Origin of the sequence: Salinicola avicenniae (genome assembly GCF_023736115.1) — a bacterium.
In the GTDB taxonomy this organism is placed as follows: Bacteria; Pseudomonadota; Gammaproteobacteria; order Pseudomonadales; family Halomonadaceae; genus Salinicola; species Salinicola avicenniae.
The window spans coordinates 113,295-126,782 of record NZ_JAKQZC010000007.1 but is presented as its reverse complement, the minus strand read 5'-3'; the positions used below and the strand labels follow the sequence as shown (position 1 = coordinate 126,782).

Genomic DNA, 13,488 nt, shown 5'->3' with positions numbered 1-13,488 from the left:
ACTTGGCTCGCCCCTGATTTGCACGTCACACGCGATCGGCGGTGACGCTATCTTCCATTAGCCGGGCGCCGAAACGCGCCTCCAGCTCCTGTACATGCGGGTCATCACGTAGCGCTTCAACGGCACGCGCATGGCGCTCTCGCGCTTCGCGATCCCGCCGCGCCTTGGCGGTCTCGAGCCTCCCGTCGAGCGCGGCGACCATGATCTCGACCTGGCGCGAGTAGCCCTCGGCATCCAGCGCGCGCGTAATGCGCTCGACGTGAAGCTCGGACAGCATGGCAGACTGACTGGGGTCCAGCGTCAGTTGCAGCCGCCGACCGTCATCGCCACCGACCACACAGTGGGCGGCAAGGTTGCGCGTCAGCCCGCCAATATCCAGGGCGTCGAAGCGCTCGAGCCAGATCTCGTGAGTCAGCGCGCCGTCACCGCCTGATTCAGCCGCGACAGGCTCTGCGAGCGTCGAGGCCGCCGGGGCGGGTTGCGTCTCTGTCGCGCTCGGCGGCGCAAGATCCGTGGCGGCGGGCGCCGGGGACGACACGCCGGCCTCGACAGCGCCTGGATCGGTCGACGGCGTCGGGACAACGGCATCTGTGCGCGGCGCGTCCTCGTAGGCTGCCATCGGTGGCGGCTCGGGCACGTCCGCAGCTATCGGCACCTCACCCCACGGCGGGGCGTCGGCTGCAGGCGCGCTGCCTGTCGCCGCTACCGCCGGCATCGTAGCCGCTTCCACCGGCAGTTCTGGCGAGGCCGATGCCGGCGCAGCCTCATCGGTCGCCGCTCCAGTCGCCCAAGGCGGCGGATCATTTTCGACCGGGGGTTCGACCGAGGGCGACGGGGCTGGCTGGCGGGGAGGCGCCTGCGACTCGGCGGGCGGCGGGGCTGACTGACCGGTTGGCGATGGCGTCTCGCTAACCGCCGGCGCTGACGATGAGCGGTCTGCGCCGGCAGCGTTAGCCGTCGACGTCGTGGCACTCGGCGCAGCGCCCGACCCCGCGGTCGCCTGATGCCCCCGCAGCGGCAGATCAGTCTGCGGCGGGGTCGGTACGCCCTGCGGGCGGAAGGCAAGCATGCGCAGCAGCGTCATCTCCAGCGCGGTCCGTGTATCCGGCGCGCTGTCGATATCGCCGCGCCCCTGCAGCGCGATCTGATAGTAGAGCTGCACATCCTCGGCAGTGAAGCGCCCTGCCAGGGCCAACAGCTGTTCGCGATCGCCATGGCCGTTGTCCAGCGCGTTGGGCACCATCTGAGCGATCGCCAGCCGGTGCATCAGGCCGGCAATCTCGTCGAGCACGCCGGCGAAATCGGGGCCCTGCTCTGCCAGCGCCGCCACTTCGGCAAGCAAACGCTCGGCATCGATATCCGCCAGCGCCTCGGCGAGCGAAATCAGGTGTGCGTGATCGAGCGTACCCAGCATCGCCGCGACATCTTCACGACGAACTTCGCCATGACCGAAGGCGATCGCCTGGTCGGTCAGGCTCATGGCGTCGCGCATGGAGCCGTCAGCCGCTTTGCCGAGCAGCCACAGCGCCTGCGGCTCGAAATTCACGCTTTCCGCCTCGAGCACCCGAGTCAGATGCTCCACCACCCTTTCCGGCGGCATGTTCTTGAGCGTGAACTGCAGGCAGCGCGACAGCACCGTGACCGGCAGCTTCTGAGGATCCGTCGTCGCGAGCAGGAACTTGACGTGGGGCGGCGGCTCTTCGAGCGTCTTCAACAGCGCATTGAAGCTGTGCGTCGACAGCATGTGCACCTCATCGATCAGGTACACCTTGAAGCGCCCCTGCGTCGGGGCGTACTGCACGTTGTCGAGCAGCTCACGCGTATCCTCGACCTTGGTGCGCGAGGCCGCATCGACTTCGATCAGATCGACGAAGCGGCCGTTGTCGATATCGCGGCAGGTCTCGCACTGGCCGCAGGGGACCGAGGTCACGCCCTGCTCGCAGTTGAGACACTTGGCGAGGATACGAGCCAGCGTCGTCTTGCCGACGCCCCGGGTACCGGTGAACAGGTAGGCGTGATGCAGCCGCCCCTGGTCGAGCGCATTGACCAGCGCCCGGCTGACATGCTCCTGTCCGACCAGTTCGTGGAAGGTACGTGGGCGCCACTTGCGGGCCAGAACCTGATAACTCATGCGGCGCGACATTCCTCTCGGCTGGACTTGCGACGGGCGCGAATCGACGGGGTTTCTACACACGAAGGCACGGCGACCGACGCAGACGTGAAGACACGATAGTCGCGTTATTCTAGCAGGGTCGGGAGAGAGGTGACGAGGCGCGAACCAGTGGGCTCGCTCCATTTCCTGGGGCAGAAATGGAGGCGGCCCCTACCAGCCACATCCCGGCACACGCGACCACCACTACCGTTGCTCCCTTCCGGGCCTGGCGGGGTTTGCGGTTTAGCGTTGCGGGAGGACCGGCAAGGGCCACCATAAACGCGACATCTCGGCATGCACCGAGCTGTCGATCGAACAACAAAGCCCGCTCCATCAAGGCTTTGTCGAGCGAGCGGCACTATAACAGTACGATCGGGCCAGGGCAACCGACAGTACCGGCGCACCCGAAAAATCCGTTCTTCTCCGCTGCGGTTGCCCCCATCGACAGCAAGCGGGCCCCGCCGGAAAGGATCCGACAGGGCCCGCGCGCTCGAAAGGACGACTCAGCCGACCTTTTCCTTGGCTGCCTGCATGCGACGGCGCAGGATCGGACCAACGACCACCGGCAGCAACAGACCGATGATCGCCACCAGCCAGAGGCCGATCGAGAGACCGCTGCTCCAGAGGATCGACCAGTCGCCATCGGAGATCTGCATCGCATGACGCAGGTTCTTCTCCATTTCCGGCCCCAACAGCAGACCGAGAATGACCGGCACCAGCGGGATCTCCAGCTTGCGCAGAATATAGCCGGCCACGCCGAAGGCGATCATGAAATAGAGATCGAAGGTCGAGTGGCTGATCGAGTAGATGCCGACGAACGCCACCATGGTGACAACCGGCAGCAGGTACATCGGCGGCACCGAGAGGATCTTCACGAACACGCCGACCAGGGGAATATTCAACAGCAGCAGGATCAGGTTGCCGACCAGCAGCGCCGCGATCACCCCCCAAACCAGCTCCGCGTTCTGGGTAAACATCAGCGGCCCGGGCGTGATATTGAGCGACACCAGCATCGCCAGCAGCACCGCCGTCGTCCCGCTACCGGGTACGCCAAGGGTCAGCATGGGCACCAACGCCCCGCTGGAAGCCCCGTTGTTGCCGGCTTCCGGGGCTGCCACACCACGCGGGTCACCGTTACCGAAATCGCCCCGCTTGCCCAGGATCTTCTTCTCGAGGGTGTAGGTGATGAAGCTACCGAGCGACGCGCCGGCGCCAGGCAGCACGCCGGCGATAAAGCCCAACACCCCACCTCGCAGGGTGGTCGGGAAGATGGATGCGATCTCCCGCCATTTCAGCTTGAGCGGATTGACCTTGATCATCTCACGCCCGGCCCCGGCCTTTTCCTCGATGAAGAAAAGCAGTTCCGAGATCGCGAACAGACCGACGATCGCAATAATGAAATCGACACCCTCGTAAAGCTCCAGCACGCCGAAGGTGTAGCGCTGGGTGCCGGTGGAGAGATCGATGCCGACAGTTGCAATGATCAGGCCGATCGCCGCCGCCATCAGCGTCTTCATTGGATTCTTGCCGGTAATGCCGCCGAGCGTGGCAAAGGCCAGCACAAACAGCGCGAAATATTCCGCCGGCCCGAAGGTCAGGGCGAAGCGCGCCAGCAGCGGAGCCAGCAAAATCAGACCGACGGTCGCGATCAAGCTCCCCATGAAGGAGGCGATGGCCGACACGGCCAGCGCTTCTGCCGCCTTGCCCTGCCGCGCCATCGGGTAACCATCGAGGCAGGTCATCATCGCCGGCTCGTCACCGGGAATATTGAGCAGGATCGACGAAATGCGCCCACCGTACATCGCACCGGCATAGACCGCCGTGAGCATGATCAGGGCCGTCTCGGGTCGCAGTCCAAGCGTGAACGCCAGGGGGATGAGAATCGCGACGCCGTTGGCTGGTCCCAATCCGGGCAGCGCCCCGATCAGTGTGCCGATGAAACAGCCGATCAGCGCGAACATCAGGTTCTCGGGCTGCAGCGCAACACCGAAGCCGAGAGAGAGGTAGTGCAGAGTATCCATCAATGCATCTCCATCAGGCCGAGCGGCAGCGGCAATTCCAGTCCGTACGTAAACAGCAGAAATACCACGACGCCGCTAACCAATCCGGTCAGATAGCCGCGCAACGGCTTGGCGCCCATACGCCAGCACAGGGTGCCGACCGCCAGCGTGGTCGACAGGATGAAACCGAGGGGCTCCATCAACAACGCATAGACAATCAGGGCCACGATGGCGATGCCGAGCTCGGCGAACGTGCGCGCGACCGGCCAGGCATTGTCCGGATCCGGCTTGACCATCATGTAAAGGCTGCAGATGCCGAGCACGATGGCCAGCAGTTTGGGAAAGGTCTCCGGACCCACCGCTTCCGCCCCCCCGAAGGGGGCCGGAAACTGGGTGGCGCCATAGTAGTAGGCAATGGCGACCACCAGCATGACCAGTCCGAAGATGCGGTCATTGAACTTGCTCATTGAATCAACCCGATTTCCTGGGACAGTGCGTGAATGTCCTCAATCTGCTGCTGGACAAAACTGTCGAACTCGCCGGCCTCCGGATGGAACGGCATCAGGCCGTTGCTGCGCATGACCTCCTTCCATTCGTCACTGGCATAGAGTTCATCGACCGCATCGACCCAGTACTGCTTGGCGTCGTCGTCGATATCAGCGGGCATGTAGAAGCCGCGCCAGTTGGGGCCGACCGCATCGATCCCTTGCTCTTTCGCCGTCGGGATGTCGGCGAACTCGCCCGGCAGACGCTCGTCGGAGAGCACCGCCAGAATGCGCAGGTCACCGGATTCGAGAAAGCCCTGAGTCTCGGAGATGTCGCCGGTAAACGCATCGACATGGCCGCCGATCACCTGCGTCATCGCCTCGCCACCGTTGTTGTAGGAGAGATACGGGATGCGCGGCAGGTTCTCGACACCGGCAGCCTTCGCCGCGATCAAGACCTTGAGATGATCCCAACCGCCATTGGCGCTCCCCCCGGCAAACTTCACCGAGCGCGGATCTTCCTGCATGGCAGCCATCAGGTCGTTGAGATTTTGATACTCGGAGTCCGCTGACACAGCGATCACGCCGTAGTCGGCCCCAACGGCGCCGATCCAGTTGACCATATCCGCATCCATGCCAGGAAACTGGTTCTGGGCCAGACGAGTCGTGGTCGCCGTCGATGCCGCCACCAGCACTTGGTCGTCACCGCTGCGCTTGCTCACCGTGTGCGCAAAGGCCACGCCACCGCCGGCACCCGCCATGTTGATGGTCTGCACACTGGCCGGCACCAGATCCAGCGACTCCAGCACGTTGCCCACGCTACGGCAGGTGAAATCCCAGCCGCCGCCCGGATCGGAAGGCGCGATGCACTCGACCTTGCCCGCTGGCTCGAAGGCCATCGCACTGCCGGCGGTCGCGACCAGGGCCGCTGCGGCGACCCATTTGATTGTCTTGGTTACCAACATGGCTGTTCTCCTCGAAGGCGGAGTTTTTCTTGAGCTGACGCCAACCTTACAGTTTCGTAAGGCAGAACTTTGTTCCCACGTGCGGAAATTAGGGTGAGGCTGTGCGGCGGTCAACGGCGCGCGTGCAAAAGCCGACTAAAGTTCAATCGGCGACGCCGGGAATGCGATTGGCTGCCGCGAGTGGCGTTCGTTTCGTTTACAATCGCGCCTCACGAGGCGCTTGCCCGCCTACCGACGACGGGCATCGCCGGACGGAATGACACGGCGCGCGGCTTGCCCTCTCGTTTACGCCGACCGCCTACTGGAGTCACATCATGCCCCCCAAGCTACTGCTGGTGGAGGACGATCCCCTGCTGGCCAGCACGCTTACCGAAACGTTGTCGATCGATCATCAACAGGTCGACTGCATCGGCGACGGCGGTGCGGCCGAGACCCGCCTGTCCCGCGAGCACGGCTACGATCTGATTCTGCTCGATCTCAACCTGCCGACCCGCAGCGGACTCGACGTTCTCGCCACCCTGCGCGCCCATGACCACGTCACGCCGGTGCTGATCCTGACGGCACGCGCCGCGATCGAGGATCGGGTCAAGGGGCTCGATCTCGGCGCCGACGACTATCTCGCCAAGCCCTTCGCGCTCGACGAACTCGAAGCGCGGGTCCGTGCCTTGCTGCGCCGACGCCAAAGCAGCCAGGACGATCCGTTGACGCTCGGTTCACTGCGCCTGGATCGCCAGCGTCAACTCTTCACGCTCGACGAGGTCTCGCTGTCACTCCCGCCGCGCGAACACCGCCTGCTCGCCTGTCTCATCCGCTACGCCGGGGAGCCGGTCGACAAGGCCCGTCTGCTGGATGAGGCCTTCGCTGGCGAGAGCGTTGGCGACAATGCGATCGAAGTCTATGTCCACCGCCTGCGACGCCGCCTCGCCGACTCGGACGTCCGCCTGCGGACGGTGCGCGGCATCGGCTATCTACTGGAGTCGGCGTGAGCCGAGTGCCACCCTGGCAACTTGCGCATCTCAGCCTCTATCGACGGCTGATGGTCTGGCTGCTCTGCCCGCTCGCCGTGCTGGTCGCGATCATGCTGGTGCAAGCCTGGATCGCCTCGCGCGAAGCCGCCGATCGCGCTTTCGACCGCCTGCTCGATGCCGCCTCGCTGTCGATCGCCGAGCAGGTGCGCTGGCAACAGAGCCGGCTATGGATGGACCTGCCCGCCTCGGCACTGGAGATGCTCGCGACGGATGCCCAGGAGCGCGTCTTCTATGCGCTCTACGACGCCGAAGGCCACTACGTGACCGGCAACCGTTTGCTGCCCGAGCTACCGTCCGAAGATGACAAACGCATGCGCTACGGCGATGTCGGCTCGCAGGGCATGGCACTGCGTCTGGGCATCCTGCGCTCACGACTCGAGGGCTGGGACCGCAGCGATCGTTTCGAGGTCCGGGTCGCGCAGACGCGTGAAGGGCGCACCGCACTCGCCAACCAGCTGTTCGTGGACAGCCTCGCCAACATCCTGCTGATCGCCGGCTTGGCCGTCAGCGTGGTGCTGCTGTCGGCGCGCTTCGCGCTGGAGCCGCTGACGCGCCTGCGCCGCGCCATTCGACAACGCAACCCGCGCACCCTGGCGCCGCTGGAACTCTCGTTGCCGCTGGAGCTAGCGGAACTGCGTCAGGCACTCAACGAACTGCTGGCACGCATGCGCCGCGTGCGCGCCAACCAGGAGCGTTTCATCGGCGATGCCTCGCACCAGCTGCGAACCCCGCTGGCCGGACTGTCGGCGCGGGCCGAGCTCGCCCTGCGTCAGAGCGACCCCGAGATCTGGCGCGGCGCACTCGTCACCATGCATGACACCGCGACCCAGACCGCCCGTCTCGCCGGTCAATTGCTCTCGCTGACTCGCCTTAACAATCCGGAAGCCACGCCAGCACGCCAGCCCGTGGATCTGGTCGACCTGGCCCAGCGCTGCGTACGCCAGGCCTATACTCGTTATCATCGTCGCGGCGTCGACCTGGGGGCCGAGGTCGTCGAGCATCCGGTCATCGTCTCAGCGACCGACTGGCAGCTCGAGGAAGCGCTCAACAACCTGATCGAGAATGCCTCCCTGTATGGCGCCGGGCAGGTCACGGTGCGCGTCGCCGAGGCGCCCACGCGCTTGATGGTCGAGGACGACGGCCCCGGCATCCCCGAATCCCACCGCCTGCTGATGCTGCGACCGTTCCATCGTGGGCAGGAGACCGGCGCCGGGACCGGCCTCGGGCTGGCCATCGTCGATAGCATCGCGCGCGCCCACGATATCCGCCTGACCCTGCAGGACGCGTTCCCTTCACCGACACAGCGACCCGGCCTATGTATCGTGCTCACCTTTCCGGACGCCACGTGAAATCGACCGCCTCGCGACCGTCAAGGCCAGTGCGACGCGTGGTCTGGCTGGCATGCCTGATCGCCTGTCTGTGGCCGCTCGCCGCGCAAGCCGACCGCCTGGATTTCGCCGCCGAAGGCGGCTCGCCTCAGCCACTGGTGATCTACGGCGTGCTCGATGCGCCGCAGATGCGGCCCCTGCTGGAAGCGTTTCACCGCCAGGCACCGGATCTGACGATCGAGTACCACAATCTGGACACCATGGCACTGCACGAACGCGTGCTCGACGAGCGGGCGGCCCCGCGCGCCGACGTGATCATGTCCCCAGCCATGCCGTGGCAGTATCAGCTCGCCAACGCCGGCCTCTCCGCGCCGGTCGATAGCCCTGTTGCTGCCGCGTGGCCGCGCTGGGCACGCTGGCGCCAGGAGCTCTTCGGCATCACCTTCGAGCCTGTCGTGATGGTCTACCGTCGTGATCTGGCCACCCACATGAGACCGCCGGAGAGTCATGCGGACCTGCTCGAGCTGCTTAGCCGGTATCCGCAGGCGCTGCGCGGACGTATCACCACCTATGACCCGCGTCGCAGCGGCGCCGGCTACACCTACGCGATCGAGGACGCCGGCATCTCGGCCCGCTACTGGGAGCTGGTCGAAGCGCTGGGCAACAGCCGCAGCAAGCTGGAAACCACCACCTCCGCGATGCTCGAAGGACTGAGTGACGGCCGCTACTGGATCGGCTACAACCTCATCGGCTCCTACGCCCAGGCCTATGTCGCCGAGCATCCCGAACTCGTCATGGTCGTGCCACGGGACTACGCCCTGGTCCTGCAACGGCTGGCGATGGTGATGCGAGACGCACCGCATCCCGCGGCCGCCAGACGCTTTCTCGACTATCTGCTGAGCGAGCCGGCGCAGCGGCTATTGGCCACGGCAACCCCGCTCGGCGCCGTGCATCCGGCAATCGAGGGGACCGGCACCGCCGCCGCGCTGCGCGAACGACTGGGTGATGCCATCCGCCCGGTCGAGATCGGCCCCGGCCTGCTGGCAACGCTGGATCGGCTCAAGCGCCGTACCTTGCTCCAGCAGTGGCGTCAGGCCTTCGCCGGCGACGCGGCGCCCCCGGTCACCCCGGCGGCGGAACCCTTCCCACTCGACAACTCCGAGGAGACTGCGGCGCCATGAAACGGCTCGATCAACTGGTCACCGCCCATGTCCGCTCGCGAACACGTGCCCAGCGCCTGATTCGCCAGGGCTTCGTCACCCTGCACGATGGTCGCGACTGGCGCCTCGCCACCCGTCCCGGCGAAAAACTGCCCGAGAGCACCCCCTTGCGCATTGCCGAGGCCCCCGAAGAGCGCTACGTCTCGCGCGCCGGTCTCAAGCTGGAAGCGCTGCTGGACACGCTCGCCCAACGACTCGACGAGCAGTGCATCCTCGATATCGGGCAATCCACCGGAGGGTTCACGGACTGCGCCCTGCGTTTCGGCGCCAGCCAGGTGATCGGTATCGAGGTGGGGCACGCCCAACTGGACGCCACGCTGCGTGAGGACGCACGAGTCATCTGTCTGGAAGGGGTCAATGCGCGTCACTTGCCACACGAGCGGTTGGCATCACTGGCACCGAATGGTATCGATGCCGTCATCATGGACGTCTCGTTCATTTCGCAGACGCTGATCTTGCCGGAAATCGCCACGCTACTGCGCCCGGGTGGACGACTCTATTCGCTGGTCAAGCCGCAGTTCGAAGTCGGGCCGGGCAAGGTCGACGATCGCGGCATCGTCCGCGATGCCGCGCTCTACGATGGCGTGGCGGCGACGTTGCGAACCGCCTGCGAAGCCCTGGGCCTCACGGTCCACCACTGGCAGGAGAGCCCGATCCAGGGCGGTGACGGCAACCGCGAATTTCTCCTTCACGCGGAACGCCGCTGACACGTCGCCTCGCGCTCGCCTCGTCAACACACCATCGAACCGCCGCGCCAGAGCCAGGGGCGCAACGGGTGGCGGTCAGCGACCGCCGTCGCCGCCCTCACCCGGCCCTTCGCCACCGGCCCCGCCCACGTCGCCATCATCGAGATGGTCGTCGTCACCACTGCGTGCCTGGCGCGAGCCGACGCCTAACGTCTCGCCGTCACCGCTCTCGCTCTGCACTCGCGCCGACTGGCCGCTGGCGTTGTGCAGCCAGACATCCATCTGGTCGAAGGCGACGCGAATATCATGCGCCTTGAACAGCTGATCCAGCCGCCGATTGATCTCGTCGCTGGCGTAGAGGCGATCCAGCAGATCGTTGACGAAGATGCGCAACTCGAAGTTGAACGCGGTCGGCCCGTAGCTCAGACAGAAGACCTGCGGCTCGGGGTCCTTGAGTACGCGCCGGTTCTCGTCGGCGGCCTGACGCAGCAGACGGTGAACCGTATCCAGATCCGAGCCGTGTGCCACACCGTAGGTCAGCACTACGCGCGTGATATTGTCCGACAGCGACCAGTTGATGAGCTGATCAGTGACGAAGGTCTTGTTGGGGATGATGATCTCCTTGCGATCGAAGTCGGTCACCGTCGTGGCGCGAATTCGGATACGACTGACCGAACCGTGGAGCTGCCCCAGGGTAATGGTGTCGCCGATGCGCATCGGCCGCTCGAACAGAATGATCAACCCCGAAATGAAGTTGGCGAAGATCTCCTGCAGACCAAAACCGAGCCCCACACCCAACGCGGCGACCAGCCATTGCAGCTTATCCCACGACACGCCGAGCGTGCCCAGCGAGACCACGACCCCGGTGCCGACGATGGTATAGGAGAGCAGTGACGAGATGGCATAGGCACTGCCCTGCTTGAGGCTGAGCCGCGACAGCACCATCACCTCGAGCAACCCCGGCAGGTTGCGCGCCAGCATCATCGTCAGGGCCACCGTGATCAGCGCGATGACCACATCGGCGATGGTGATCGGATCGAGCGTCATCGCTTCACCCTGCCCGTGCTGGATCTCCCAGACCTGAACGTGATCGAGGTAGGAGAACACCTCCAGCAGATCCGACCAGATCAGATAGAAGGCGAAGGTAAAGCCGATGAACAGAATCAGCTTGGAGAGGCGTAGCGACTGCTGGTTGACCTGTTCCATATCGAGCGGCGGCTCCTCGACGACCTCGAGGCCACCCTCCGCGCCTTCCTGAATCTGCGCCCGCCGGCGAGCCACGGCACGGCGATAGGCCAACCGCCGCTGGGCCACGGCCAGCCCGCGCACGACCGTTGCCTCGACCAGAATCCACAGTCCGAAGAGGTAGAGCGAATTGATGAAGCGCCCGATAAGACGCAGCGACGCATACTCATAGCCCAATGCGATCAGCCCGGCGAGAACCAGCGGCACCATCGCCAGGGCGAGCCCCAGCAGCAACCGGAACAGCTTGAGTCCGAAATAGGGAACGTGGGCAAGAATCAGGCGCACCAGAATGGCGCTCATCGCCAGCAGTCCTGCCAGCAGCAGCAAAAGCGACAACGGTCGACTGGAGAGTTCGGCCTGGCTGCCCGGCGAGATACCGCTGATCAGAATGACGGGGATCAGCGACACCCCAAGCCAGAAGATCAGCCGACGCAGACGTACGACATAACCGGTCGACCAATGAAAGTGGCGCGTCGCGACACCATCGGAGACGAGCAGCCGCCGCGCCCACCCCAGAATGCCCCAGGCCATCGCCAACTGCAGCACCGCGCCACCCAGTCGCTCGGCGAAATCATCGCCGCCAAGGCGCAGCAGACCACCAAGCGCCGCCAGCAACAGCGGACCGTGGGCGGCCAGCAGCAGATTGAAAAGAATGGCTCGCGGGGTATGCATCTGCGTGTCCCGCTTCAGCCGGCCGATCTGCTCGTGCAGGTTGAGCAGACGCTGCTTGATACGTCGGCGCAGCGCCAGCAGCGCGACGGCAAGCACCAACAACGGCAGCACCGCCAGTGCACGCAGATCCGGCACCTGCCACAGACTCATCATGGCGCCCTGCCATTCGCCACTGCTCACCTGCCGCGCCAGATTGCCCGGCGAATCGCGCCACCAGCTCAGCGTCAGCGGACGGGCGCTGGCGACCCAGAACAGCTGCTCCTCGATGCTGCCGCGTAGGCCCGTGGTAATTCTCGCCAGCTGCTCCTGATTGAGCTGCAGGTCGATCGCTACCGTCAGCAGGTTGCCGTACTCCCGATCCAGCTGTTCGAGAATTTCGCTGCGAGACTCGAACAGCCGGACCAGCGCCTGAGTCAACGACGGCGTTATCTCGATATCGGTATCCGCCAGGCTATCGCGTGCCAGCGCCCGGGGATGGCGCAAGGCATCGCGCTGCTCGACCAGGTCGAACTGGCTCAGCCGGGTTTCGGCGATCTCTTCCTGCAGGCCGTCGAGCGTATCGAGCGCCGGCAGCGCACGGCGCTGCTCGTTGAGAATGCGTGACAGCAGCGGGCTGCCGCGCACGGCTTCGATCTGTTCGTTGAGGGTGCGCTTGACCTGACGCACGCGATCCAATTGCGAGCGCACGTCGATCGCTCGGCGAATCAGTTCGTTGGTGCGATCCGTCACGCCGAGCAGCCGATCACTATACGTTCGGTTCGTCTGCTGAATATCGCGCAGCACCGGATGCTCGGCGATCGCCCGCCCATCCTCTTCGCTGATGCTGGCGACCGCCTGCTCGGACTCGACACGGCGCTGGCGGTCCAGCGCCGCCTGCAGCGCGTCCAGCCGAGCCTCCTCCAGCTCGACCTGACGCTCCAGCAGGTCGCGCCGATGCACGTCCAGCTCGCGCAGCTGGGTATTGGTGGCCAGTTCGCGGCGGTGATAGTCGACCTGGAGCTCGGCCAGCGCCAACGCCAGACGATGACGTGCATGCGCCGGATCGAAGCTTTGGAGATCGCTTTCTCCGGCGGGCCGGAGATGCGCGCGCGCCTCCTCGGCACGCGCCATGGCATCGGCGATCGCGGCACGCGCTCGCTCGGGCAGGGTTTCGGCACTGATCAGGCGCGCATTGACGCTGGCCAACTGGTTCTGCAGGGACTCGAGCCTGTCGAGCGAATCGGAGGTACGTTCACCCAGCTCCTCCGCGGACAGGTCGTCGAGGGCCCCGTCCGGCGACGGCGATTGATCGGCCAGCGCGGCCAGCTGTCGCTCGAGCTCCCGAATGCGCTGAGGCGCCGCCTCGGCATGCTGCTCTAGCGCCTGCAGCTCCTCGCGCGTGTCGTCCAGCGTATCACGCGTTTCCTGCGCGGCCCGGAGATCCTCCAGCGCCTGTTGCTGCTGTTCATCAGGTGACTCGACCTGCTCAAGTTGGGCCTGTTCGGTCTGCAAAGTCGCTCGCGTCGGCAGCTCGTCCTCCGACTGTGCGAAGACAAGCCCACTCACGAGGAATGTGCACAATATGAGCGCATGGATCGTGATACGCTGCAGTCTTTCGAGCCGGGTTGGACGACAGCAGATTGAATGAGCGCCGCATGACAGCTCGCCGACGTGTTGACCTCGAGACCGGCGGCGAACGCCCCTGGTACCAGAACCCCGCATATACAC

Annotated in this window: 9 protein-coding genes and 1 other RNA gene; 4 read left to right on the top strand and 6 right to left on the bottom strand. The window is 65.2% G+C overall.

Annotation, left to right across the window (positions count from 1 at the left end; translation table 11 throughout):
• Positions 1 to 25: 25 nt before the first annotated feature.
• The 5 genes from dnaX to MC381_RS17415 form a co-directional block, all read right to left on the bottom strand.
• Positions 26 to 2,131, bottom strand: a complete 2,106-nt coding sequence (gene dnaX / locus MC381_RS17435) for a DNA polymerase III subunit gamma/tau (protein ID WP_251979035.1) — start codon at positions 2,129 to 2,131, stop codon at positions 26 to 28.
• 190 nt (positions 2,132 to 2,321) lie between these two features.
• Positions 2,322 to 2,418, bottom strand: an RNA gene (gene ffs, locus MC381_RS17430) — signal recognition particle sRNA small type.
• Between the two features lie 237 nt (positions 2,419 to 2,655).
• A complete protein-coding gene (locus tag MC381_RS17425) occupies positions 2,656 to 4,173 on the bottom strand; it encodes a tripartite tricarboxylate transporter permease (RefSeq protein WP_251979034.1) in 1,518 nt (505 codons plus the stop codon).
• The gene (locus MC381_RS17420; protein WP_251979033.1) at positions 4,173 to 4,619 is read right to left on the bottom strand and encodes a tripartite tricarboxylate transporter TctB family protein; all 447 of its coding nucleotides are present in this window, start codon (positions 4,617 to 4,619) and stop codon (positions 4,173 to 4,175) included. The genes MC381_RS17425 and MC381_RS17420 overlap by 1 nt, the downstream gene beginning before the upstream one ends.
• The gene (locus tag MC381_RS17415) at positions 4,616 to 5,602 is read right to left on the bottom strand and encodes a Bug family tripartite tricarboxylate transporter substrate binding protein (RefSeq protein WP_251979032.1); all 987 of its coding nucleotides are present in this window, start codon (positions 5,600 to 5,602) and stop codon (positions 4,616 to 4,618) included. The genes MC381_RS17420 and MC381_RS17415 overlap by 4 nt, the downstream gene beginning before the upstream one ends.
• Positions 5,603 to 5,916: 314 nt before the next feature.
• Here MC381_RS17415 and MC381_RS17410 point away from each other — a divergent pair, with 314 nt between their 5' ends.
• Genes MC381_RS17410 through MC381_RS17395 form a run of 4 tightly spaced genes read left to right on the top strand, consistent with a single transcriptional unit; the run spans position 5,917 to position 9,885 of the window.
• Entirely contained in the window at positions 5,917 to 6,588 is a 672-nt protein-coding gene (locus MC381_RS17410) for a response regulator (protein ID WP_251979031.1), read from the top strand.
• Entirely contained in the window at positions 6,585 to 7,979 is a 1,395-nt protein-coding gene (locus MC381_RS17405) for a sensor histidine kinase (protein WP_251979030.1), read from the top strand. Before MC381_RS17410 ends, MC381_RS17405 begins: the two co-directional genes overlap by 4 nt.
• Positions 7,976 to 9,139 carry an ABC transporter substrate-binding protein gene (locus tag MC381_RS17400; protein ID WP_251979029.1) on the top strand — a complete coding sequence of 388 codons (1,164 nt, stop codon included), beginning with the start codon at positions 7,976 to 7,978 and terminating at the stop codon, positions 9,137 to 9,139. Before MC381_RS17405 ends, MC381_RS17400 begins: the two co-directional genes overlap by 4 nt.
• Positions 9,136 to 9,885, top strand: coding sequence for a TlyA family RNA methyltransferase (locus tag MC381_RS17395; protein WP_251979028.1), 750 nt, complete (start codon positions 9,136 to 9,138; stop codon positions 9,883 to 9,885). Before MC381_RS17400 ends, MC381_RS17395 begins: the two co-directional genes overlap by 4 nt.
• A gap of 75 nt (positions 9,886 to 9,960) precedes the next feature.
• On the opposite strand, the gene mscK is transcribed toward MC381_RS17395, so the two are convergent.
• Positions 9,961 to 13,344 (bottom strand): mechanosensitive channel MscK, encoded by a 3,384-nt coding sequence (mscK, locus tag MC381_RS17390; RefSeq protein WP_335342016.1) that lies wholly within the window; start codon positions 13,342 to 13,344, stop codon positions 9,961 to 9,963.
• Positions 13,345 to 13,488 lie beyond the last annotated feature (144 nt).

What these genes read in the sequence shown, in the direction of transcription:
- dnaX (WP_251979035.1), bottom strand. Translation starts at nt 2,131, where the DNA reads ATGAGTTATCAGGTTCTGGCCCGCAAGTGGCGCCCACGTACCTTCCAC.
- MC381_RS17425 (WP_251979034.1), bottom strand. Translation starts at nt 4,173, where the DNA reads ATGGATACTCTGCACTACCTCTCTCTCGGCTTCGGTGTTGCGCTGCAG.
- MC381_RS17420 (WP_251979033.1), bottom strand. Translation starts at nt 4,619, where the DNA reads ATGAGCAAGTTCAATGACCGCATCTTCGGACTGGTCATGCTGGTGGTC.
- MC381_RS17415 (WP_251979032.1), bottom strand. Translation starts at nt 5,602, where the DNA reads ATGTTGGTAACCAAGACAATCAAATGGGTCGCCGCAGCGGCCCTGGTC.
- MC381_RS17410 (WP_251979031.1), top strand. Translation starts at nt 5,917, where the DNA reads ATGCCCCCCAAGCTACTGCTGGTGGAGGACGATCCCCTGCTGGCCAGC.
- MC381_RS17395 (WP_251979028.1), top strand. Translation starts at nt 9,136, where the DNA reads ATGAAACGGCTCGATCAACTGGTCACCGCCCATGTCCGCTCGCGAACA.